The sequence below is a fragment of the Mesorhizobium sp. CA13 genome, from assembly GCF_020165235.1.
In the GTDB taxonomy this organism is placed as follows: Bacteria; Pseudomonadota; Alphaproteobacteria; order Rhizobiales; family Rhizobiaceae; genus Mesorhizobium.
Map to the genome: position 1 here is coordinate 369,800 of NZ_JAIUHS010000002.1, position 23,623 is coordinate 393,422.

Annotated in this window: 22 protein-coding genes; 7 read left to right on the forward strand and 15 right to left on the reverse strand. The window is 63.5% G+C overall.

What is annotated here, in order from left to right; translation table 11 throughout:
* Positions 1-3: 3 nt before the first annotated feature.
* Positions 4-1,200: an acyl-CoA dehydrogenase gene (locus LB566_RS07360; RefSeq protein WP_140549693.1), complete on the reverse strand. Its 1,197-nt coding sequence runs from the start codon at positions 1,198-1,200 to the stop codon at positions 4-6.
* Between the two features lie 103 nt (positions 1,201-1,303).
* On the opposite strand from LB566_RS07360, the gene LB566_RS07365 reads away from it, so the two are divergent.
* A complete protein-coding gene (locus LB566_RS07365; RefSeq protein WP_224623901.1) occupies positions 1,304-2,212 on the forward strand; it encodes a LysR family transcriptional regulator in 909 nt (302 codons plus the stop codon).
* Positions 2,213-2,215: 3 nt separating this feature from the next.
* Here LB566_RS07365 and LB566_RS07370 read toward each other — a convergent pair whose 3' ends face one another.
* The 8 genes from LB566_RS07370 to LB566_RS07405 form a co-directional block, all read right to left on the reverse strand.
* The gene (locus LB566_RS07370) at positions 2,216-4,537 is read right to left on the reverse strand and encodes a Tex family protein (RefSeq protein ID WP_224624120.1); all 2,322 of its coding nucleotides are present in this window, start codon (positions 4,535-4,537) and stop codon (positions 2,216-2,218) included.
* Between the two features lie 121 nt (positions 4,538-4,658).
* Positions 4,659-5,837, reverse strand: a complete 1,179-nt coding sequence (locus tag LB566_RS07375) for a serine hydrolase domain-containing protein (RefSeq protein WP_224623902.1) — start codon at positions 5,835-5,837, stop codon at positions 4,659-4,661.
* 34 nt (positions 5,838-5,871) lie between these two features.
* Positions 5,872-7,068: a serine hydrolase domain-containing protein gene (locus LB566_RS07380; RefSeq protein WP_224623903.1), complete on the reverse strand. Its 1,197-nt coding sequence runs from the start codon at positions 7,066-7,068 to the stop codon at positions 5,872-5,874.
* Between the two features lie 64 nt (positions 7,069-7,132).
* Positions 7,133-8,167, reverse strand: a complete 1,035-nt coding sequence (locus tag LB566_RS07385; RefSeq protein WP_224623904.1) for an extracellular solute-binding protein — start codon at positions 8,165-8,167, stop codon at positions 7,133-7,135.
* A 23-nt stretch (positions 8,168-8,190) separates the two neighbouring features.
* Positions 8,191-8,991: an ABC transporter permease gene (locus LB566_RS07390; RefSeq protein ID WP_140549688.1), complete on the reverse strand. Its 801-nt coding sequence runs from the start codon at positions 8,989-8,991 to the stop codon at positions 8,191-8,193.
* The gene (locus LB566_RS07395; protein ID WP_224623905.1) at positions 8,984-9,904 is read right to left on the reverse strand and encodes an ABC transporter permease; all 921 of its coding nucleotides are present in this window, start codon (positions 9,902-9,904) and stop codon (positions 8,984-8,986) included. Before LB566_RS07395 ends, LB566_RS07390 begins: the two co-directional genes overlap by 8 nt.
* Positions 9,904-10,998, reverse strand: coding sequence for an ABC transporter ATP-binding protein (locus LB566_RS07400; RefSeq protein WP_224623906.1), 1,095 nt, complete (start codon positions 10,996-10,998; stop codon positions 9,904-9,906). Before LB566_RS07400 ends, LB566_RS07395 begins: the two co-directional genes overlap by 1 nt.
* A gap of 179 nt (positions 10,999-11,177) precedes the next feature.
* Positions 11,178-12,857: an amidohydrolase gene (locus tag LB566_RS07405; protein ID WP_224623907.1), complete on the reverse strand. Its 1,680-nt coding sequence runs from the start codon at positions 12,855-12,857 to the stop codon at positions 11,178-11,180.
* Positions 12,858-13,105: 248 nt separating this feature from the next.
* On the opposite strand from LB566_RS07405, the gene LB566_RS07410 reads away from it, so the two are divergent.
* The 4 genes from LB566_RS07410 (at position 13,106) to LB566_RS07425 (ending at position 16,779) form a co-directional block, all read left to right on the forward strand.
* Positions 13,106-13,759 carry a TetR/AcrR family transcriptional regulator gene (locus LB566_RS07410; RefSeq protein ID WP_140549684.1) on the forward strand — a complete coding sequence of 218 codons (654 nt, stop codon included), beginning with the start codon at positions 13,106-13,108 and terminating at the stop codon, positions 13,757-13,759.
* Between the two features lie 22 nt (positions 13,760-13,781).
* A complete protein-coding gene (locus LB566_RS07415) occupies positions 13,782-14,813 on the forward strand; it encodes a histone deacetylase family protein (protein WP_224623908.1) in 1,032 nt (343 codons plus the stop codon).
* 488 nt (positions 14,814-15,301) lie between these two features.
* The gene (locus LB566_RS07420) at positions 15,302-16,012 is read left to right on the forward strand and encodes a helix-turn-helix transcriptional regulator (protein ID WP_224623909.1); all 711 of its coding nucleotides are present in this window, start codon (positions 15,302-15,304) and stop codon (positions 16,010-16,012) included.
* Positions 16,009-16,779, forward strand: a complete 771-nt coding sequence (locus LB566_RS07425) for a helix-turn-helix transcriptional regulator (protein ID WP_224623910.1) — start codon at positions 16,009-16,011, stop codon at positions 16,777-16,779. Before LB566_RS07420 ends, LB566_RS07425 begins: the two co-directional genes overlap by 4 nt.
* On the opposite strand, the gene LB566_RS07430 is transcribed toward LB566_RS07425, so the two are convergent.
* From LB566_RS07430 to motA, 6 genes are read right to left on the reverse strand one after another with little or no spacing between them, the layout of a single operon-like run.
* Complete coding sequence (locus LB566_RS07430; RefSeq protein WP_140496202.1) at positions 16,780-17,214, reverse strand: hypothetical protein; 435 nt, start codon at positions 17,212-17,214, stop codon at positions 16,780-16,782. It lies immediately after the preceding gene.
* Entirely contained in the window at positions 17,211-18,293 is a 1,083-nt protein-coding gene (gene flhB, locus LB566_RS07435; RefSeq protein WP_140549680.1) for a flagellar biosynthesis protein FlhB, read from the reverse strand. Before flhB ends, LB566_RS07430 begins: the two co-directional genes overlap by 4 nt.
* Positions 18,294-18,302: 9 nt before the next feature.
* Complete coding sequence (locus LB566_RS07440; RefSeq protein WP_263495789.1) at positions 18,303-19,316, reverse strand: flagellar motor switch protein FliG; 1,014 nt, start codon at positions 19,314-19,316, stop codon at positions 18,303-18,305.
* Positions 19,317-19,359: 43 nt separating this feature from the next.
* On the reverse strand, positions 19,360-19,746 hold the full coding sequence (gene fliN / locus LB566_RS07445; RefSeq protein ID WP_140496205.1) for a flagellar motor switch protein FliN: 387 nt from the start codon (positions 19,744-19,746) through the stop codon (positions 19,360-19,362).
* 17 nt (positions 19,747-19,763) lie between these two features.
* Positions 19,764-20,711 carry a FliM/FliN family flagellar motor switch protein gene (locus tag LB566_RS07450; RefSeq protein WP_224623912.1) on the reverse strand — a complete coding sequence of 316 codons (948 nt, stop codon included), beginning with the start codon at positions 20,709-20,711 and terminating at the stop codon, positions 19,764-19,766.
* A 32-nt stretch (positions 20,712-20,743) separates the two neighbouring features.
* Positions 20,744-21,619: a flagellar motor stator protein MotA gene (motA, locus tag LB566_RS07455; protein ID WP_140496207.1), complete on the reverse strand. Its 876-nt coding sequence runs from the start codon at positions 21,617-21,619 to the stop codon at positions 20,744-20,746.
* Positions 21,620-21,776: 157 nt separating this feature from the next.
* Between motA and LB566_RS07460 the strand changes: the two genes are divergently transcribed.
* On the forward strand, positions 21,777-22,898 hold the full coding sequence (locus LB566_RS07460) for a DUF1217 domain-containing protein (RefSeq protein WP_224623913.1): 1,122 nt from the start codon (positions 21,777-21,779) through the stop codon (positions 22,896-22,898).
* A 2-nt stretch (positions 22,899-22,900) separates the two neighbouring features.
* A complete protein-coding gene (gene flgF, locus LB566_RS07465; RefSeq protein ID WP_224623914.1) occupies positions 22,901-23,623 on the forward strand; it encodes a flagellar basal-body rod protein FlgF in 723 nt (240 codons plus the stop codon).

Below are 23,623 nucleotides of genomic sequence, written 5' to 3' on the forward strand. Positions count from 1 at the left end.
CCCTCAGAAAAACGCCTGGATCCCAGTCTGCGCCCGTCCCAGGATTAGGGCGTGCACGTCATGCGTGCCCTCATAGGTGTTGACCGTCTCCAGATTCTGCGCGTGGCGCATCACGTGATAGCCGATCTGGATGCCGTTGCCGCCATGCATGTCGCGCGCCTGGCGCGCGATGTCGAGCGCCTTGCCGCAATTGTTGCGCTTGACGATCGAGATCATCTCCGGCGCCATCTTGCCTTCGTCGAGCAGCCGCCCGACGCGCAACGAGGCCTGCAGCCCAAGTGCGATCTCGGTCTGCATGTCGGCGAGCTTCTTCTGGTAGAGCTGCGTGCCCGCCAGCGGCTTGCCGAACTGCTTGCGGTCGAGGCCATACTGGCGCGCGCGATGCCAGCAATCTTCGGCCGCGCCCATCGAACCCCAGGAAATGCCGTAGCGGGCCCGGTTGAGGCAGCCGAACGGCCCCTTCAGTCCCGACACGTTGGGCAGCAGCGCATCCTCGCCGACCTCGACGCCTTCCATAACCACCTCGCCGGTGATCGACGCCCGCAGCGACAGCTTGCCCGCGATCTTCGGCGCCGACAGCCCCTTCATGCCCTTTTCCAGAACGAAGCCACGAATCTCGTCCTTGCCGCTCTCGCCTTTCAGCTTCGCCCACACGACGAAGACGTCGGCGACGGGCGCATTGGAGATCCACATCTTGGAGCCCGTGAGCTTGTAGCCGTTGGCGGTCTTCTCGGCGCGCGTCTTCATGCCGCCTGGGTCGGAGCCGGCATCCGGCTCGGTCAGGCCGAAACAGCCGATCCACTCGCCGCTGGCGAGCTTGGGCAGGTATTTCCTGCGCTGTTCGTTCGAGCCGTAGGCATGGATCGGATACATGACCAGCGACGACTGCACCGACATCATCGAACGATAGCCGGAATCGACGCGCTCCACTTCGCGGGCGACCAGGCCGTAGGTGACATAGTTGGCGCCGAGGCCGCCGAATTCTTCCGGAATGTTGATGCCGAGCAGGCCGGCCTCGCCCATCTCACGAAAAATCGCCGTGTCGAAGGTTTCGTTGAGATAGGCCTCCTCGATGCGCGGCGCGAGCTTGTCGGCGGCGAAGGCCGCCGCCCCGTCCCGCACCATGCGCTCGTCTTCCGAAAGCTGGTCCTCGATCAGGAACGGGTCTTCCCAGACGAATGCATTCTTGTCGGCGGCCATGGCTCTCGATCCTCAAAAACGGGTGAAGCCCGGCTTATCGGCCCGCGGCTTGGAAAAATCAAACGAAATTGCTTCACCGATCAATGAGCGTTAGGAATGGATCATGAGTGTCCAACGCCGCCTTTTGCCCAACATCAGCGCGCTTGCCGCCTTCGAGGCGGTGGCCCGGCTTGGCAGTTTCACCGCCGCAGCCCAGGAGCTGGATTTGACCCAAGGCGCCGTCAGTCGGCAGATCAGGCTGCTTGAGGACCAGTTCGGCCGCCGCCTGTTCGAGCGCGACAGCCGCAATGTCCGGTTGTCGGCGGCGGGCGAAACATACGCCGAAGCGGTGCGTTCGGCGCTTGGCCAATTGCGCGACGCAGCGCTTGGATTGATGAGCAATCGGCATAGCGGCATCCTGAATCTCGCAATCCTGCCGACCTTCGGCACGCGCTGGCTGATGCCGATGATCCCAAATTTCGTCGACAACAATCCCGACATCACCATCAACTTCGTCACCCGCATCGGCCGCTTCGACTTCGCGAGGGAGCGGCTGGACGCGGCTATTCATTATGGCCTGCCGGACTGGCCCGAGGCAGACTCGACGCTGCTGGTGCGCGAGGTGGTGGCGCCGGTGGTGTCGCCCGAATTCCTCGCCGAGCGCGCCATCGCGACGCCCGCCGACATCGGCCGTCTGCCGCTGCTGCACATGGCAACGCGGCCTGGCGCCTGGACAGCATGGTTTGAGCATCAGGGCCTGAGCGCGCCGACCGGACCGGGTATGCAGTTCGAACAGTTCGGCACCGCCGCCCAGGCCTGCATGGCGGGTCTGGGCGTGGCTCTGCTGCCGCAAGTCCTCATCTCAGGCGAGTTGCAGCGCGGCCAGCTGGTGCCTGCGCCCGGCCAGCCTATGCACAGCCGCAGCGCCTATTATCTCGTCGTCCCGCACGACAAGCGCGGCCATCCGCCAGTCGCGAGTTTTCGAGATTGGCTGATGGGCCAGGTTGAAAAGGACCCGGCTGTTCTGGCGTAGTAGCTACTTCCGCTTAAACGCATCCGCGAGTGCCGCGCCGAACGCGCCTTGCTGCGCCGGCCGCTCGGGCTGGCGCTGCGGCGCGGGCGAGCGTGGCGTCGGCCTGCCGCCGCCATTGTCGCGCGGGCCTCTCGATGCGCCGCCCTCGCCGCCATCCCTGCGCATGGAAAGCGCAATACGCTTGCGCTTGATGTCGACATCGACGACCCGCACCTTGACCACGTCGCCGGCCTTGACCACCTCATGCGCGTCCTTGATGAAACGGTCGGCCAGTTGCGAAACGTGCACCAGCCCGTCCTGGTGGACGCCGATGTCGACGAAGGCGCCGAAGGCGGCGACATTGGTGACGGTGCCTTCCAGCAGCATGCCGGGCTTCAGATCCTTGATGTCGTCGATGCCATCGGCGAAGGTTGCCGTCTTGAAGCCGGGGCGCGGATCGCGGCCGGGCTTTTCCAGCTCGGCCAGAATGTCGCGCACCGTCGGCAGGCCGAACCGCTCGTCGACGAAAACGCGCGGATCGAGCGCCTTCAGCGCCGCACTGTCGCCCATCAGCGAACGCACGTCGCGCCCGCAGGCGGCGACGATCTTTTTGGCCACGCCATACGCTTCCGGATGCACCGCCGAGGCGTCGAGCGGCTCGGAGCCGTTCGGGATGCGCAGGAAGCCGGCGCATTGCTCGAACGCACGCGGCCCGAGGCGGGAGACCTTGAGCAAATCCTTGCGGCTGGCGAACGGGCCTGCGGCATCACGATGCGCGACGATGGCGTCTGCGAGCGACGCCCCGAGCCCTGAAACCCGCGCCAGGAGCGGCGCCGAAGCCGTGTTGAGATCGACGCCAACCGCGTTGACGGCGTCCTCGACCACCGCCTCCAGCGAGCGGCCAAGCCGGTACTGGTCGACATCGTGCTGGTACTGGCCGACGCCGATCGATTTCGGTTCGATCTTGACCAGTTCGGCCAGCGGATCCTGCAGGCGGCGCGCGATCGACACGGCACCGCGCAACGACACGTCGAGGCCGGGGAATTCCGCCGCCGCTGTCGCCGAAGCCGAATAGACCGAGGCGCCGGCCTCGCTGACGATCACCTTGAGCGGCTTCGGCCCGCCGTCGGAAGGCATGTCGGACAGCATGTCGGCCACCAGCTTCTCGGTTTCGCGGCTGCCGGTGCCATTGCCGATCGAGATCAGCTCGACCTTGTGCAGGCGAACGAGCTTGGCGAGCTCCGCCTGCGTGCCGCGCACATCGTTCCTGGGCGGGAACGGATAGACCGTTGTCGTCGCCACCAGCTTGCCGGTGCCGTCGACCACCGCGACCTTGACGCCGGTGCGGATGCCGGGGTCGAGCCCCATCGTCGGCCGCGACCCGGCGGGGGCGGCGAGCAGCAGATCCTTCAAATTGCGGGCGAAGACGTGGATCGCCTCTTCCTCGGCCCGTTCGCGCAGATCGCGCATCAGATCGAGTGTCAGGTGCAGCGACAGTTTTATGCGCCAGGTCCAGCCCGCAACCTCCATCAGCCAGCGGTCGCCCGGCAGGCTGCCGCCGATCGCGTAGGCATTGGCGATCATCCGCTCGACCGGCTTCACCGGCGACGAGTCGTCGGCATCGACCTCGATATCGAGCGACAGCACCTCCTCGTTGCGGCCGCGCAGCATCGCCAGCGCGCGGTGACTCGGCACGGTGGCCCAGCGCTCGACATGGTCGAAATAGTCGGAGAATTTCGCACCCGCCTCCTGTTTGCCGTCGACCACCCTGGCGCGCATGAAGGCGCGTTCCTTCATGTAGCTTCGCAGCTTGCCGACCAGGTCGGCATTCTCGGCGAACTGTTCCGACAGTATGTCGCGCGCGCCCTCAAGTGCCGCCTTGGCGTCGGCCACGTCCTCGGTCAGATAGGCCAGTGCGAGTTCCGCCGGCACCAGCGAGCGGTCGGCCAGGATGGCTTCCGCCAGCGGTCCCAGCCCACGCCCCCGGGCGATCTCCGCCTTGGTGCGGCGCTTGGGCTTGTAGGGCAGGTAGATGTCTTCGAGCTCGGCCTTGGTGACGGCGGCGGCGAGCTTGGATTCAAGCTCGGCGGTCAGCTTGCCCTGCTCCCGTATCGAGCCAAGGATGGTGTCACGCCGCGCATCGAGCTCGCGCAGATAGGCAAGGCGCTCCGACAGCAGGCGCAGTTGCGTGTCGTCGAGCCCGCCCGTCACCTCCTTGCGGTAGCGCGCCACGAACGGCACGGTCGCGCCTTCATCGAGCAGCCCGATGGCAGCGGCGGCCTGTTCGGGCCGCGCCGTGATCTCGGTCGCGATAATGGCTGCGATGCGCTTGATGTCGGATGCCATGCCGTTCCTGCTCTTCTCGAAAAGAGCGGCGACCATAGGCGCAGATATCCGGTCCGCCAACCTTCACGGTTTCACCGGCGACAGAGGTCCACAGGAAAGCGCGCACTAATGTTGCGGCCGCTCAGACCATCCGGCTCAGCGCCTCGAAGAACGCGACGATCTCGAGATCGAGCGGATCGTCGACCGGCTCGGGCTGCGACGACATCTTGGCGATCACCACTTCCGTCCGAGGATCGACATAGAGCCACTGGCCATGGATCCCGATGCCGCAATAGGCGCCGTTCTCATGTCCTGTCTGGTACCATTTGTTGCGGTAGCGGCCCTTGGGAAACAGCGGCAGCATGGCGCCGCGCTGCCAGGCTTCAGCACTGCCGCCGGTTACCGTGGTGTCGCGCACCCAAGCCTCGGGCACGATGCGGCGGCCATTCGCAGTGCCTCCTTGCCGCATCATCTCGCCGACGCGCGCCAGATCGCGCGGCGTCACCGAGATGCCGCCGGCGGTGCGCGCCGTGCCCTCCATGTCGACCGCCACCGAAGCTTCGCCGGCAGCACTCAGCGGCAGCCACAGTTTCTCGCGCATCAGGTCGGCGAAGCGCTGGCCGGACGCCCGTTCGAGCAGCAGGCCAAGCAGGTCGGAATTGGGCGACCGGTATCGGAAGGTCTGGCCGTGCGGCTCGGCGAGGCGTTGCAAGGTCAGGAGGAATTCACGCAGGCTTTCCGTGCCGCCACCGGGGTTCCACAAGGTGGCCCGACGGTAACGAGCAAAGGCGCTTTCGGGATCGAGATAGGCTTCTTCGAAATCGAGGCTGACACTCATATCGAGCACATGCCGCACGGTAGCCTCGCCATAGGCCGAATCGCCGGCTTCCGGCATGTAGGCCGTCACCGGCGCTTCCGGATCGAACACGCCCTCGCCTTCCAATATGCCGGCGACGATCGCCGTCACCGACTTGCTGATCGAAAAGATGATGTGGCGGGCGCCGAAATCCATCTGCGGCGCAAACCAGTCGCCGACGATCCTGCCGCCTTTCATGACGGTCATCGCGTCCGTGTGCGAGCGGGTGAGAAAAGCCGCGACGGTTTCCGGCGTGCTCGCCAGCGCAACCTTTTCGTCGAGCAATCCGCCGAAATCCTCCGCCGGCGCCTCGTTGACCCGCAGGGCGGCGACGCGCGCGCTAGGCACCAGCTCGCCGACATTCTGGAACGACCATCGGTTGAACGGGTTCTCGCGCCAGTTGGCGAGCAGCACCTGGTTGCGGCGGAAGCCGTAACGGGTCTCGAACGCGGTCTTGCCGGTCATGGCATTTCCTTCCGGGTCATTCCTTGTGGGGAATTCAGCTCAGCGCGGCGGCGATGGCATGCACGGCCTTCAGCGTCGCCATGGAATAGGCAACATTGCTGAAATCCGGCCAGCTCGAAAGCTTGACCACGACCATCCGAGTATTCCAATCGATGTGGATCATCTGCCCGAACACGCCCCGGCACATCAGCGCCCGCGAATGCGGATTCTCGATCCAGAACTGGTTGCGATAGCTGCCCTCCGGCAGGCTCGGACTGAAGCCCGGCCCGTGGCTGCCGCTGCGCGTCGCCTCGATCCAGTCGGCCGGTATCACGCCGCCGCCATCGTCGAGGATCAACTGGCCGAAGCGGGCATAATCGCGCAGCGTCGCGTTGAAGCCGCCATCGGCCAGCGCGTAGCCGGCGCTGTCGACGGTGAAGCAGGCGCTTTCATCGGCGCCGAGCTTTTGCCAGAGTTCTTCCGAAACCAACTGCGCCAGCCGCTTGCCGGTGACGCGCTCCATGATGAAGGCCAGCACATCGGTCTCGACCGAGCGGTACTCGAATGCCGCCCCATGTGGCCGGACAATGTCCTTCAAGCCCAGGATCAGCTCGAACATGTGCGCGGGCCAGCGAAAGTCCGGATCGCTGCCTGGCGGCACCGGCTTCCAGCCGGTGGCGACATCGACCTGGCCGATATCGGAATAGCGATCGGTGTACTCTTCGGAAAAACGCACCCCGCTCGTCATGTCGAGCACGTGCTGGACGTTGGCGCCGGCCCATGCGGTTGCCTTCAGCTCCGGCAGGTAGTCGGTAACCGGCTTTGCCGGATCGACCAGCCCGCGCCAGGCCAGTATGCCGAACACCGAGCCGGTGACCGACTTGGCCATCGACTGCGACAGATGCAGCGTGCGCTCGTCCATGCCGTTGAAGTAGCGCTCATAGGCGATCTTGCCGTCCTTGAGCACCAGGAAGCCATCCGTATAGGTCTCGTCGAGCAGGCCCGCGAGCGTCGTCTTCCGTCCCGTGCTGTCCTCGACCGGCAGACCGTCGAGATCGACCTCGGCGCGTTCGAGGCGGCGACGATGGCCGCTGCCGCGCCAGACTTCGACGGTCGGCAGAATTTGCCTGATGTGCTGGAAGGCCCAACGGTTCCAGGGCGGCCTGTCCCAGTCGAGCCTTGGTGGCACCATGGCGGGCGGCGAGCCCTGCATGATCGGCGGCCGCGGATCGCTGTTGCGATAGGAGTCCATGAAAGCCATTCCCGGAAACGGAAAAGACCCGGCAGCATGTGCCGCCGGGTCCGTCATGCAGCGACTACTTCTGCAGTTCGGTCCAGATCTTGGTGTAAAGTTCCTGCGTCTCTGGTGCGCACATCTGCTGCAGTTCGCCAAGCGGCTTGGCGTCGGCCGGAATGACGACTTCCGGCGCGTCCTTCATGTCGGCAGGCATATACTTGTCCGAACCGGCGATGGCATTGGCGTAACGGTGGAAGGCCGAGAGGCCGGCCGCGTTTTCCGGATCCATGATGAAGTTCTGGAACAGCTTGGCGTTCTCGACGTTCTTGGCCTCTTTCAGGACGACGACGTTGTCGCTCCACAGGCCAAAGCCTTCCTTCGGATAATTGTAGTGAATGGCCGGGTTGGCGAGCCGCTGGCGCAAAGCCGAGCCGTTCCAGTCGCTGGTTGCCTTGAAGTCGCCGGCGCCCATCTTCTCGATGGTGTTGTATTCCATCGCGATCCAGTTCGGCTTCGCCGCCACCAGGAGGTCGCGCACCTTCTTCAGGACCGCCTTGTCGTCGGTGCACTGCTGGCCCCCGACATATTTGATCGCGGCGAACATTACGTCGCCCATCTCCGGAACGACGTTGACCTTGCCCTTCAGCTCGTCCGGGGTGTTGAAGATGATGCCCCACGTGTTGGCCGGGCCCTTGTAGGCGTCGGTGTTGACGACGACGCCGATCGTGCCCCAGGCCCACGGAACCGTGTATTTGCGGCCCGGATCGAAGTCGGGATTGGCCCATTCCGGCGCCACGTTCTTGAAATTCTCCATCTTGCCCGGATCGGTTTCCTGGACGAGGCCTTCCTTGATCCAGATCGGTACATAGGTCTGCGAAGGCACAGCAATGTCGAAACCGGTTCCGCCCTGGCGCACCTTGGCAAGCGCGGTGTCGTTGGAATCGTAGTCGGTGATGGTCACCTTGACGTTGTATTTGGCTTCGAACTTCTTGATCACGTCGGGGCTGGTGTAGTTGCCCCAATTGTAGATGTTGAGCACGCCGTCGGCGCGGGCAAGGCCCGTCGAAGCGAGCAACGCCAACCCCATGGCGGACGCTGTTGTCTTCCTGTTCATCGTTTTAGCTCCCATTATCGGTTTCAGTCTCGTTTCCTGCTGACAAAGAAAAACAACGTGACGATCGCGACCGAAAGCAGCAGGAAGGCGGTCGATATCGCGTTGATCTCGGGCGTGATGCCGCGGCGGATCTGGCCGAGCATGTAGGTGGGCAGCGTGTCCTGGCCGCCCGACTTGACGAATTCGGTGATGACGACGTCATCGAGCGAGATGACGAAAGCCAGCATCAGGCCGGCGAGGATGCCGGGCCACAAAAGCGGCAGGGTGATGCGGCGGAAGGTCTTCCACGGCGTCGCATAGAGGTCGGCGGCGGCGCGTTCCAGCGTCAGGTCCATATTCTCCAGCCGCGCCCGGATCGGCAGGTAGGCAAACGGGATGCAGAACGCCGTATGCGCGGCGATCAGGTAGCCAAGGCCGGAATAGCCGGTGAAGATCTTGATGCGCGAGAAGAAGATCAGCAGCGCAACGCCGGTGACGATTTCGGGCACCATCAGCGGCTGGTTGATGGCTGCGTATTTGAATGTCAGCCCGGGATAGGGCGGAGTGCGCGTGGTGGCGAGCGCGGCCATCGTGGCAAAGATGGTGGCAAGGGCCGCCGCTATGGCGGCGATCTGGAAGGAACGCAGCGTCGCATCGATTACCTGCGTGTTCTGCCAGGCCGACTGGAACCATTTGAGCGAAAACCCGCCCCATTCCGAGGTCGAGCTCGCGGCGTTGAAGGCGTAGACGACCAGCACGATGATCGGCAAATAGAGCACGACGAAACAGGTTGCCGCGATCGCGGTGAAGCCAGGCTGGTGCTTGATGGAGAAGTTGCTAGCCATGACGCACCCCCGACTTGCCGGCGTTGCGCACATAGGCCAGCAGCGCCACCATGACGATGATCATCACCGTGATCGACAGCGCCGAGCCAAGCGGCCAGTTGCGGCCCTGTCCGAACTGCAATTCGATCAGGTTGGACAGCATCATGTTCTTGCCGCCGCCAAGCACGCTCGGCGTCACATAGGCGCCAAGGGCCGGAATGAAGACCAGGATGGAACCGGCGATGACCCCGGGTTTGACCAGCGGAAAAATGATCTTGCGCAGCACCTTGAAGCGTGTCGCGTAGAGATCGTAGCCGGCCTCGACCAGCCGGAAATCGAGTTTTTCCATGCTGGCATAGATCGGCAGCACCATCAGCGGCAGGTAGACATAGGCCATGCCGATCAGGATCGCCGTGTCGGTGTAGAGTATCTGGATTGGCGCCGAGATGATGCCGAGCTTCAGAAGGATGGTGTTGACGATGCCTTCGTTGCGGATGATCTGCAGCACCGCGAAGGTGCGGATCAGGAGGTTGGTCCAGAATGGAATGGTGATCAGGAACAGCCAGAGATCCCTGGTCTTTTCGCTGCGCGTCGCCATGAAATAGGCGGTCGGGAAGCCGAGCGCCAAAGTCGCCAGCGTCGTCACCACCGCGAGCTTGATCGAGCGCAGGAAGATGGTGACGTGGGCGGCCGCGAGCGACAGCGTGTCGTCGAAAATATCGCGTTCCATGAACACCGACACCCAGGCTTCCGGCGAAAATTGCCACTTCACGTCGCCATAGGCGCCGGGCGTCAGGAACGAATAGACGAGCACGATCAGCAACGGGCCGGTCGCGGCGAGAAAAATGACCAGCAAGGCCGGCGCTGACAGCAGCCAGCGGTCGCGGACGTCGCGCCGCTCCGCTGCCTTGGCGACTTCTTCGGCGGTGGCCATCAGTCCCTCAGCACTTGCGCGGCGTCGTTGCCGATCAGGATGCCGACCTTGTCTCCGCGCTCGAAACCGCAGCCTGCGCTGCGCGTGTTCTGCTGGCGCACGGTGAAGGCTTCGCCGCTGTCGAGCTGGACATGGATATGCGTGTCGGTGCCGAAATAGACGATGTTGTCGACCGTGCCCGACAGGTCGCCCTTGCTCTTGGTCAGCTTGGCATGCTCCGGCCTCACCACCACGGTGGCATTGTCCTTCGGTTGGAAGCCTTCGGCGACGGTCGCCTCGATGGTCGTGCCGGATTTGAGCGTCGCGCGCGCCTTGCCGTTGCCGGTGCCCGATATGGCCGCGGTGAGAAAGTTGGTCTCGCCGATGAAATCGGCGACGAAGCGTTCGGCAGGCTTGTCGTAGATGTCCCAGGGCGAGCCGACTTGCAGGATCTTGCCCAACGACATCACCGCGATGCGGTCCGACATCGTCAGCGCCTCTTCCTGGTCATGAGTGACGAAGATGAAGGTGATGCCGGTCTCGTGCTGCAGCCGTTTCAACTCGATCTGCATCTCCTTGCGCAGCTTGTAGTCGAGCGCCGAGAGCGGCTCGTCGAGCAGCAGCACCTTCGGCTGCGGCGCGAGCGCCCGGGCCAGCGCCACGCGCTGCTGCTGGCCGCCGGAAATCTGGCCGGTGCGCCGGCCCGCCAGCGCCTCCATCTTGACCAGCTTCAGCATCTCCGCAACGCGCGCCTTGATCTGCGCCTTGGGCTTGCCCAGCATCTCCAGGCCGAAGCCGATATTATCTGCCACCGTCATGTGCGGGAACAGCGCATAGGACTGGAAGACGGTGTTGACCGGCCGCTTGAAGGGCGGCAATGGCGCGATGTCCTGGCCGTAAAGCAGGATTTCGCCGGCGGTTGGGAAGTCGAAGCCGGCGATCAGCCGCAGCAAGGTGGTCTTGCCGCAGCCGGATGGTCCCAGCAGTGTGAAGAATTCGTTCTCGCGGATGGATACCGAGACTGTGTCGAGAGCAGCGACCTGGCCCTCACCCGATCCGAAAATTTTGCTGACGTTTACTACTTCAATCGCATTCCGATCCGGTTTGTCCGGCACGATTACGCCTCACTGTTGACCCCGCTCTTGCTGGCGGAGCTTTTCCCCTGTTGGATGTGACCACACGGCCGGTGGGTTGGCAAGTCCGGCATTGAATCACAGTTCAGTCTGTCATTTCAGTCTGTCATTTCAGTCTGTCATTTCAGTCCGCCATTTCAGCAGGCAAGCCGCATGCCATGTCAGGCTTGGTAGGTGACTTTGCCGCCGCAGATCGTTGTTATCGGGCGCACCTTGTGCAGGTCAGTCGGCGCCGTCTTTTCGATGTCGGCCGACAAAACCACCAGATCGGCCATATAGCCCGGCTTCAGCGTGCCCTTGCGGTGCTCGGCGAATTCGGCATAGGCGCCCTCGACCGTGTAGGCGGCAAGCGATTCACGCAGCGAGAAGCTCTGGTCCGGATCGCTTGATGCCCATGGTTTGCGCATCACTGCCGCCTGGATGCCCAGGATCGGATCGATCGGCGACACCGGCCAGTCCGACGCGAACACGACATGCGCGCCGGCGCTCTTCAAGGTGCGCCAGGCGTAGCTCAGCGGCCACCGGGCCGGTCCGATGCGCGACACGGTCGGCTCCAGCGGAAAATCCATGGCGCCGGGCGGATGCGGCGGCTGCATGGAGGCGATGACGCCGAGTTCGGCGAAACGCGGCACATCAGATGCGGCGATGACCTCGATATGTTCGACACGATGCCGGCTATCGCGCTTGCCATTGGCCTTTTGCGCCGCCTCGTAGCCGTCGAGCACGGCGCGCACAGCGCCGTCGCCGATCGAGTGCACCGCGATCTGCAGCCCACGCCTGTCGACGGCGACGGCGAGATCGATGAATTGCCGAGGCGTGAACAGGGGTTCGCCCACCCAGTCGGGACGATCGGCGTAGGGCTCGATCATGACAGCCGTCCAGGAATCGAGCACGCCGTCGTAGAACACCTTGACCATGCCTGACGACAGCCATTCGCTGTTGTAGCGTTCAGCCATCGCGGACGCCTTGTCGAGCATGTCGAGCGTCATGAAATTCTTGTAGTGGAAGGGTATCTGCACACGGCAGGGTAGCCCCTCCTCGGTCTCGATCTCGGCCAGCAGTTCGAGCTGGTAAAGATTGCCGTCCATGTTCTGGATCGAGGTGATGCCGTGGCGCGCGCACCAGGCGAGCCCGCGCCGCATGATGTCGCGGTCGGCGGCGCGTTCTTCCGCTGACGGCATCGGGTCTGGCTCGCCGCCTGTCGCCAGCCCGAGCCGCACCCGGCCCTCCCCGGCAAGATCGAGCACCGGGCCGAAAGCCTCGCCCTCGCGCAGTTCGCCATTGGCCAGGCCGTCGTCACCCATGACGATCTCGTTGCCCGGGCCAAGCGTGCGCCCACTCAGGATGCCTGCCATGTCCAGCGCCCTGGTGTTGGCCCACATCGTATGGTGATCGGGCGCGGCCATGACGAAGGGCCGGTCCGGCAGGATCGCATCGAGATGATGGCGCGTCACTCGCTCGTCATCGAGCACGGTGTAGTCGACGCCCTGTCCCACCAGCATCTTGGCATCGGGGTGCGTCGATGCGTAGTCGCGGATCGCCCTTTGCAGCGCCTCAAAACCGTGGACGCCCGACAATTGGAGATGGGCAAGCTCGGCCGCGCCTGAAAACAGATGCATGTGGGCTTCGATGAAACCCGGGAGCACCGAACCGCCCCTGGCGTCGATGACCCTGGTGGCCGGGCCCTTGAACTCTTCGATGGAGGCACAGCTGCCGAGGGCGAAGATGGCGCCGTTCTTGACGGCAACGGCGTCGGTGGCCGGATTGTCATCGTCCATGGTCAACACACGACCGTTGATGACGATCAGATCCGCCTTGTGACCCGCACCCGTTACAGACATCGCGACTCCGCGCCTTTGACTGGCTGAGACCGACACCCCTGTGCCCACGACCGCCGCTCCGCGGGAGCGGCACTGGGAAAAAAATGATGTCGCAGCGCTGTCTTGGAAATTCCCCTTGTTATCCCCAAGGCAGCGTGGATAAAAGAATGCGACTAATCATTCGCGTTTGTCAACATGCGGAATTTGCAATGTATTGTGGACAACCCCGCCCCGATGTTGGGACCGGGCGGGAACGAGGACATCAAGCCGTGAAGCGCAGTCTTGATCGCAAAACCAGGATAGCGCTCGAACCGCGCAAGCAGCCGCGACAACAACGGTCGAGCAAGGTGGTGGACCGGATCCTCGACGCGGCGCTGACCTTGACACGCGAACAAGGAACCAGGACGCCGACGACGCTCGCCATAGCGCAGCGCGCGGGCTTGTCGGTCGGTTCGGTCTATCAATACTTTCCCAACAAGGAAGCCATTCTCCTGGACCTCGCCCGGCGCTGGTTGTCATCCTTTCCCGAAGTGATCGCGAGACGCATCAGGGTCGACCCGCCCACCAACCGCGAGGAGTTTCGGCGGGAGGTCCGCAAGCTCTTCACGGACACTTCCAGGCTTTATCTCGACAATGCCAGCCTGATGCCTGTGATCGAGGCGATTTCAGGTAACGCCGACCTGAGACCGATCCAGAACGAGTATGACGACCAGATCGTCGCCCTCTACGCGGCATGGCTGCGGCATGTGAACCCGGCTCTCGAAGACAAGGTCGCCAGCCGGCTCGGCCTGCTGATGATGGAGGTCGGGCACGCTTGCCGTCTTGTCGGCCTGAAAAAGGATCGCCGGACATACGACCTCATCGAGGACGATGTCGAAAGCATGTGGCTCGCTCTGGTCACCCCTTATCTCAACCTTGACTGATTTCCCATTCGAGAGGAATTTCATGAAGACTGTCTATTCGCCGCTTCATGCCGGCCATGCCGGCCAGATGGAACTGGTCACATCGGCGATCGTGCCGGGGTTCGAAAAGCCCTCGCGAGCCGAATTCATCAAGGCGCGGGTCGAGAGCGAGAATCTCGGGCCGATCATCGCGCCGGCCGAGCATGATCTTGCCGCCGCCAAGCGCATCCATAGGGCCGACTACGTCGATTTCCTGCCGACGGTCTGGCCGCAATGGATCGCCGAGGGCCACACAGGCACAGCCATGCCCTTCACCTGGCCGACGCGCGGCCTGCGCGGCGACGTGCCGCCCAAGCGCATCGATGCCCTGCTCGGCTATTATTCCTTCGACGGCGGCGCCACCTTCGTCGAAGGCACATGGGCCGCGATCAAATCGTCCTACGATGTCGCGCTGACGGCAGCCGGCCTGGTCAAGGCCGGCGAAAGGTCGGCCTTCGCGCTCTGCCGTCCGCCGGGCCACCATGCCGGGGCCGGCTTCATGGGCGGCTATTGCTACATCAACAACGCGGCCGTTGCCGCGCAATGGTTCCGCGACCAGGGAGCCAGCCGCGTCTCGATCCTCGATGTCGACTATCATCACGGCAACGGCACACAGGAGATCTTCTACGACCGTGCCGACGTGCAGGTCCTCAACCTGCACGGCGACCCGATGGTCGAATATCCGTTCTTCCTCGGCCATGCCGACGAGCGCGGCGCGGGCGCGGGCGAAGGTTTCAACATCAATTACCCGATGCCGTTCGGCACCGGCTGGGACGCGTGGAGCGCCTCGCTGGAAGACGCCTGCACCAGGCTCGCCGCCTACGCGCCAGACATCGTCATCGTCTCGCTCGGCGTCGACACGTTCGAGAAGGATCCGATCAGCCAGTTCAAGCTGAAGTCGTCGGACTATCCCAAGATCGGCCGCCGCATCGCCAGGCTCGGCCTGCCGACGCTGTTCGTCATGGAAGGCGGCTACGCCGTCGAGGAAATCGGCATCAACGCCGTCGGCGTGCTGACCGGCTTCGAGGACCGGTAGAACAGGCTGCCCGAAGCGCGGCAGCTCTCAGGAAAACCACGAAAAAGGGCGGCGTCAGCCGCTCTTTGGCATCCTCCAGCGACATCTTCCGGCCCTTGGCAGGCGCGACCGAAACAGCCCCGGCCGAGATGGCCGGCTTGCACGGCTCGAACATTTTCACGCACCGAAACGCGCGAAAATCGGCGCCTGAGTCGCGACTTGAGTCGACTCGATTCGATTTTGTCAAATCGCGTTTGATGTCAGATTCATCTACGGGTAGATTAGACCCGAATCAGCCGGTCCTCGGGGGGCGCGGCGACCACCCAAAGTCTCAAGTGCCGGAATTTCTGGCGCCAGACGCGGACGGCTTCGCGTTCCCTGAATGGATTCCGTCTGATCGGGCGCGACCCCGCGCTTGTGTGTGTCTCGTAAATGTAACGCGTTTTCAGGTTCGGCGGCTGGCTCTCCAGCATCCGGACATCAGCATCGATTCCGGCCAAAAACAGCAAATGAGCAGTCCCGCCGCGCTTCTTCAATCCGACACATTGGGCTCGCGCCTGACGTCGCGCGGCGATCTCACCAGCTTTTTCATGGAGTTGACCGCCGAGATCGGTGCCGACAGCTATATGCTGGTCGCCATCGTCCACGATCAGGACCGCAATGACGCGCGCATCGTCTCGTCCAACTGGATTTTCGACGCCATCGAACTGATCGGCAAGCGGCTGATCGCTGGCCTCGCCCAGGGCGCGCTCACCGTTGCGCCGGGCATGCGTCCAAGGCCGCTGGTGTCGGCGCAGGCACCACAGGCCGAGGGGCTGGTCTCCGGCGAAGAGGCACGTCTGCTCGACGTGCTCGGCCATGCCGAGATCTATTCGCTCAGGCTGAATGTCGGCCGCCAACGCCTGTTCGCGCTGTTCTCGGCGGCAGCCGCCGGCCGGATCGATCAGCAGGCACTGATGAAGGCGCAGTTGAAGTGCTGCTACGCGCTCTCGCATATTCCGCAACTGATCGCCGCCGCCGCCATGCAGGATCCGCTGTCGGACCGCGAGCGCGAATGCCTGTTCTGGGTCTCGGAAGGCAAGACCACGGACGAGGTTGCCGTCATCCTTGGCGTGTCCTCCAACACCGTCAACAGCTACATCACCCACGCCATTCAGAAATTCGCGGCCAGCAACCGCGCGATGGCCATCGCCACGGCGATCAGGAGCGGCATCATTTGAAACAGGCCGACGTCAAGCAGGCCGCCGAGGCCCTTTTCAACGACCAGCGCAGTCCGTTCGGCGCCTTCTCGCTCGGCTCCGAAACGCATCACGCCGTGACCATTCCCGATGCTGTCCGGCGCTGCCGCTGGATCGCCGTCGACATCAATGCCTCCGCCTTCGGCCTGTTCTTCGTCAGCCCGTCGCTCGAGCGGGCGCGGCTGGTGCCGTGCTTCGATTCCGACTATCCCGGCATATCGGTGGCGACCAAGTTCATCTCGGGCGCCAATGGCGAGGAGATCGTGCGCCATAGCAGGATCTCGACCGAACCACGCTGGTGGACGGATGACGGTGTGGCGACCATGAGCGAGATGTTCGGCGGCCTTGCCTGGACCGAGCAGATGGCGCCGCTGGCGCCCGGCAGCAGCGGCATCGCCTTTCCCGTCCACGCCGACCGCGGCCAGTGCGGCCTCGTCGTCTTCCTGGGCTCGGAGATCGCCCTGCCGCAGGACGCGCTCTATGAAATCCACGCCCGTTGCTTTTCGCTGTTCGCCGCCGTCGCCCGCATGCGTCCGGGCGATGTCGGCAAGACGCGCGCGATCTCCAAGCGCGAACTCGAATGCCTGAAACTGACCGCCAACGGCAACACCAGCGAGGAGATCGCGCGGCTCCTGAAACTGTCAGTGCATACCGCCAACCAGTATCTCACCCAGTCGACCCAGAAGCTCAATGCCGTCAACCGCAACCAGGCGGTCGCCAAGGCGCTGCGGCTCGGCCTGATCGAATAGTTAGAACGCCAGCGGCTCGACCTTGCGGATCCGCGCCTGTTCGACCACCGCCTCGAGCAGGGCGGTGTTGTGCTCGGGGTCCTCGCCGGGCTTTTCGAACGACACGTAGTTGACCGCGACCGAGGCGCCTTTTTCGCTCAGCGTCAGCTGGAAATAGACGGTGACACCCGGCGGCCGAAGCTCGAGATCAAGCACGATGCGCGGGCTGCCGCTCCAGTCGACATGCGCTTCGCCGCCATGGCCGAGCCTCAGCGTGCCCGGCTTGAAGAACAGCTCCGCCGCCGAATCGACCAGATCCGACAGGCAGGCGAAATGCTCCAGCCGGATGAAGGCGATATAATCGGCGACATCGATCAGCCTGAGCTCCGCCACGACTTGCTCGATGGCGCTGGCGACGATGATCTCGCGGGAGTTGGCGTGCGGTTGGCGGTTCATGAAATCTGTCTGCGCCCAGCCTTTTTCGAGTAGACGATCCGCACCAGTTCGGCGACGGCCTGGTAGAATTGCGACGGGATCACACTATCGACCGAAACTTGCTTGTACATGGAGCGGGCGAGCGCCACGTCCTCGAAGATCGGGATGTTGTGCTCGCGCGCGATTTCGCGGATCTTGAGCGCCACCAGATCCTGCCCCTTGGCCAGCACCAGCGGTGCCGAATCCTCGTCGCGCACATATTTCAGCGCGATCGAGAAATGCGTCGGGTTGGCGATGATCAGCGTCGCGCGCGGCACCGCCGTCATCATCCGCTTGCGAGCGCGGTCGCGCGCCAGCGAGCGCAGCCGCGACTTCACGATCGGGTCGCCCTCGGACTGCTTGAACTCGTCCTTGACCTCCTGCTTGCTCATGCGCAGGTCCTGCTTCCAGTGGAAGCGCGACCAGACAATGTCGATCGCCGCGATCAGGCCCATGACGAAGACGATCGCCACCAATATGTCGACCGCAATGCCGCGGATGACGAGGCCGAAGGCGACGGGATTGGTGATCATGCCGGCGAGCAGCTTGCGGTGATCCTCGGACAGGGTGAAGGCGAGCACGACGATGGCGAAGCCGACCTTGCCGAGCGCCTTCAGGAACTCGACCCAGCCCTGCACTCCGAACAGCCTGTTCCAGCCCTTGACGATCGAGATGCGCGACAGCTGCGGCCTGATGCGTTCGCCGACGAATTGCGGCATGTTCTGGAACACCGAGGCGCCGACGCCGGCGATGGTCAGGAGCACCAGCAGGCTGAGGATGGCACGGCCCACCTCCAGCATGACGATCTTGTAGAGCGCGATGACGTCGGTCTCGGTGTCCATCGGCCATGCTTCCGGCTTCTCCAGGAACATCGACAGGAACATGCCGAGATCGACAATGGCATCCTTGGCGTAGAAGACGGTGAACACCAGTATGGCGACGAAGGAGGCCAGGAGCGCGGTCTCCCTCGAATGGGGCAGCTTGCCCTGTTCGATGGTGTCGCGGATCTTCTTTTCCGTCGCTTCTTCGGTTTTGGAATCCTTGTCGACCGCCTCTGCCATGATCCGGCCTTAGGCGGCGGCGTTCTGGGTCGCGGGAAGTTCGAACGCGCCTTCGCGCGCCAGCCGGATTGTCGTCGTCACGATCGTCTTGCGCGCCGCCATGATGTCGGCGAGGGGAACCCCTTCGGATCCTTCTCCGAGTTCGGCTTCGATCATGCGCCGCGAGCGCGCGCCGATCGCCGACAGCGCGGCTTCGGCAAGGATCGCCGAAGTGCCGCGCAGCGCCAGCGTGACCAGTTCGGTCGACAGGCCGTCGAATAGAAGCACGCGCGCTTTCTGGGTAAGCAGCGGCAAATCGTCGAAGGAGAACAGCCGAGCCCGGACGCCGTCGAGATCGGGCGTGCCGGCGGCCTCCAGATCCTGCATGACCTCCTCGAGCAGCGGCTTGTCCAATTCGTTGAGAACGCTGGCGACGCGCGCCTGTCCGGCCGATGTATCCTTGGTCGCGGTTTCCGCCAGCACGCTGGTGCGCAGCCGGTTTTCGACGATCCTGCTGGCGGCGTCGGGAACATTGGCCATCGTCACCATGCGCTTGATGATCTCGCCGCGCGTCGGCTTGCTCAACGTCAACAGCACGCTCGCCGCCGCCTGCGGCGCCAGCTTCGACAGCACCATGGCCGCAGTCTGCGGATGTTCACCGGCCAGGAAAGTACCGAGCCGCACCGGCTCGAGCTTCTCGAGCTCGGGCCAGATCGGCGGCGGACCTTCCGGCGCAACCTCGAATTTCTTGTCGCCCATGATCGCGCTCATCTCCTCGGGCGAGAGCGATTCGTTGAGGATGGTGTCCATCCTGTCGGCGGAATCGAGCAGTCCCGCGCCTTCGGTGAACTCCGCTTCGAACTCGGCGACGATGCGCTCGAGATCGCCTTGCGGAATGGTCCTGAGCAGCCGGGCGCCCTCGATCAGCGCCTTCAATTCCTCCTGCTTGAAGAATTTCAAGAGGCGGCTGGCCGACGGCTTGCCCATCGCCACCAGTATGGCGGCCGCCTTCTGCGGACGCGTCAGGGAAAGGGACGTTGTCATGCCTTTCGCTCCCGCTGCCGCCCGCAAGACCCGCGATGCATCTTCACGCGCCCTTCGTGCCGGCGATGATTTCGGTCAGCCTGATGCCGAAGCGCGACGGGTCGCTTTCGAGCACGGTAATCTCGCCGCGCGCTATTCTGCGGCCGTTGACCACCACGTCGACCGGTTCGCCGATGCGGCGATTGAGTGCGACCGTGGAGCCCTTCTGCAGCGCCATTAGATCAGACACCGGCATCTCGGTGCTGCCGAGAATGATCTGGACGTCGACTGGGATGTTCATGATGACGCTTGAATTGGCCGCGGACGCGGCTTTGAACGCGATATCGGGGCGCTGTTCCTCTTCATGCAGAACCCCGCGCAATTCCTCGATGGCGCGGTCGAGCTGCTCGTCCGGCTGGTCGATTTCGGCTTCTGCCTTGGTCTTGGCCATGCATCGTCTCCAAAAGCTCAGGCGTGCCCGGCACCAGCCGGCATGAGCCCGTCGATAAAATCCTGTCCGGCATCATAGGGATGCTTGATCCGGACGGTGTAATTCTGTCCCAGCTTGCCAAACTCGCATACGAACAGCGTCTGGCCGCGCGCGCCGAGACGCGCTTGCGACTGCGCCGTTTCCTCGAATTCGATGATCTGGCCAATTTCGAAATCGGCAAGATCGCCGAGCGTCAGTCGGGCCAGCGGCATGGTCGCCTCGAGCGCCACCGTGGAGCGCATCACTTCTTCCGAAAAGCGCGCGCGCCAGTTGGCGCCCTGATCGTTCTCGCCGCCGGCGGCAGCGCTGTCCCGGCTGGCCAGCACGACACGCTGCGGCATCGTCACCGTCACGGTGCCGCTGTCGGCCGGCGTCGAGATGCCGAAGACGATGCGGATTGCAGCGCCATCGCGCAACACGTGCCGTTTGGCTTCGGTGCCTGACATCGCCCGCGGCACTGGCAGGCGCAGGTCGAGCGATCGTCGTCCCGATCCGTTCAGTGCCTGCGCGACCTGCTGGAACACCATGGTCGAAACATCGACCTCGATCTGCGACAGATCACGCTCTATCGGAGATGCCGGCATCTCCGGGTCGCCGCCGAACAGCGTGCAAAGCGTGACCGCGATCGCCGGCGCATCGATCACCAGGGTCATGGCATCGGAGGACGTGGCTGACGCAACGATGGTCATGGCAAACGTATCGCCGGCACGGGAGCGGGCCTCCGCGACGCGGCTGACCTCGACGCCCCTGAGATCGACGGTGACCGGAACTCCAAGCTCACTGGTCAGGCTCTTCTGCAGCAGCGGCGCAGCGCGCTCTGCCATGCCCCGGCCGGTGCCGATGACCTGGGCGGCCTCGCCGCTGTCGCCGACCAGGCGCTCGATGATCAGCGAGCGCGCTTGTGAGGGACTGCCGGGACTGGTCATGACAATGTCGGCACCGATCTGTCGCGCATCGCTCAGGCGGCCCTTTTCTCGGCAGAGCCGGTGTTCATCGTGCTCTGCTCGACGGCGTCGATGGTCGGCCGCTCATAGGACGATATGGTCTTGCGGCCGAACTCGATCGCCACCTGCGGCAGGGCGCCGTTCATGTAGGCGAGCAACGTCTGCTTGACGATGATGTAGAGGCGGTTCTTCTTCTCGCGCACCGTCTTGATCTTGGTGGCGACGGGCCCGACCACCGCGTAAGACAGGAAGATGCCGAGGAAGGTGCCGACAAGCGCCGCGCCGATCAGGCCGCCAAGGATTTCCGGCGACTGGTCGAGCGCGCCCATCGCCTTGACCACGCCGAGCACGGCGGCGACGATGCCGAGCGCCGGCAGGCCGTCGCCGACCGCCACCAGCGCGTGGTAGGCTTTCATCTTGTCGGACTTGATGGTCTGGATTTCCTCATCCATCAGCGCCTCGATCTCGTGCGAACGGGCGTTGCCGATGATGATGATGCGGCAATAGTCGCAGATGAAATGCGTCAGGTCGTGGTTCTTCAGCACGGTGGGGAATGCCTGGAAGATCGCCGATTCTTCGGGATTGTCGATATGCGCCTCGACCTCGCTGCGCGACTTCGAACGCAGTTCACGCATCAGGCTGTGCAGCACGCCGAGCGTTTCCAGATAATCCTGCTCCTTCGGCACGGCCTGCTTGAAGGCTTCGAGGATGCCCCTGCCGGTGTCCTTGACCGTTTTCATCGGATTGGCGACGAGGAAGGTGCCGAGTGCGGCGCCGCAGATGACCACCGCTTCCCAGGGCTGCATCAGCACATGCAGATGCCCGCCCATGGCCATGAAGCCGCCAAGGACGCAGCCGAGCGTCACCACCAGTCCAATCAGGATGCCCACGAGAGGTCCTTCCGCATTTTAAGTCAGCTGCAAGGGATAGTCCCCGTGCCTTGTGTGAGGCTTGAATCGGAGCGGTATCGAGCCGATCGGCGCGATTCAGTTTCGCGCAAGGAAGTGGGTTTATTGTGCTGGCATAGCTTCGGCCGGAGGCGCGTCCTTGCTCAGTACCTATACCAGCTACCAGTTGATCACCAGGGACATCGACAAGTCGATCGACCGCATCGAAAAGCAGCCGACGGTCGATCGCGACACCAAATATTATCTGGACAACATCACCAAGGTGAAATCGATCGACGATTTCGTCAACAATGACCGTTTGTTCAAATATGCCATGAAGGCCTATGGCCTGGAGGACATGGCTTACGCCAAGGCGTTCATGGTCAAGGCGCTCAAGGAAGGCGTTTCCGACCCCAACAGTTTCGCCAACAAGCTGACCGACAAGCGCTATGCCGAATTCGTCAGCGCCTTCAACTTCGCAGCCAACGGCGCCGATGCGACGATCTACAACAAGGCGCAGCAACTGGTGACGAAAAACTATGCCACGCAGGCGCAGATCGCCGGCCTCGATCCGAATTCCGACTATGTGAAGGCCGAGACGACTTACTACCTCGCCAACATCACCAAGGTGAAGTCCGTCGACGACCTGATGTCGAACAACCGGCTCTACACCTATGCGCTGGCTGCGTTCGGTCTCGATTCGGCAACGGAGGACAAAGACCTGGTCAAACAGGTCCTGCAGGGTGGTGTGCGCGATCCCAACAGCGTCGCCAACAAGCAGACGGACCCGGCATATGCGGCACTGGCCTCGGCTTTAAACTTCGAGCAGTTCGGCGAGAACGCCACCACAATCAATCCGGCGCAGCAGCCGACCGTCGACAGGTATATGCGCCAGACGCTGGAAGAGGATGCCGGCAAGACCAACGAGGGCGTACGGCTGGCGCTCTATTTCCAGCGCAAGGCGCCTGATATCACCAGCTGGTACGATGTGCTCGCCGACACCGCTCTTGCCAGCGTGGTGCGCACCGTGCTCGGCCTGCCCGATTCCTTCGCCACCGCCGACGTCGACAAGCAGGCGCAGCTGTTCGAGCAGAAGCTCGACATTTCTGATTTCTCCGACCCCGAAAAGCTCGGCAAGTTCCTGACCCGCTTCACCTCCATGTACGAGATCAACCACCCAACCTCGTCAGCCGTGTCGTCGATCAGCGTGCTCTTCGCCAAGCCGGTCACGGCGGGGATCTCCACCGACCTGATGATGGCCATGCAGAAGTTGAAGTTCTGATCATGCGGGACAGTCTCTACGTCGCCCTTTCCTCGCAGATCGCGCTCGAGCGCCGGCTCGACACGATCGCCGACAATGTCGCCAATGCCTCGACCGTCGGCTTTCGCGCCACCGGCGTGAAGTTCGAGGACGTGGTGTCCGGCAGCGGGCCGAAATCCGTGTCCTTCGCCTCCTCGGGCAAGACCTACCTTTCCGGCGCCCATGGCCCTCTGACCGAGACCGGCAATCCGTTCGATTTCGCCATACAGGGCGACGCCTGGTTCGCCATCGAGACGCCGGTCGGCACCGTCATGACCCGCGACGGCCGCTTCTCGATGAACGAGAATGGCGAGCTGATGTCGGTCGAGGGACATCCCGTCCTCGACGCCGGCGGCGCGCCGATCCAGCTCGACCCCCGCAACGGCCCCCCCAAGGCCGGTGCCGACGGCTCGTTGCGCCAGAACGATCAGCTGGTAGGCTCCATTGGCCTGTACAATTTCGATCCGGGCGAAAATTTCGTGCGCTACGGCAATTCCGGCATAGTGCCGGCGCGCACGCCCGAGCCGGTGACCGATCGCGCCGATATCGGCGTCGCCCAGGGCTTTGTCGAGGAATCCAACGTTAATCCGGTGCTGGAGATGACGCGGCTGATCATGGTCCAGCGCGCTTTCGAGAACACCGCCGCCCTGATGCGGCAGACTGATTCCTCCACCGACGAGGCGATCAAGACGCTCGGCTCGAAGTAG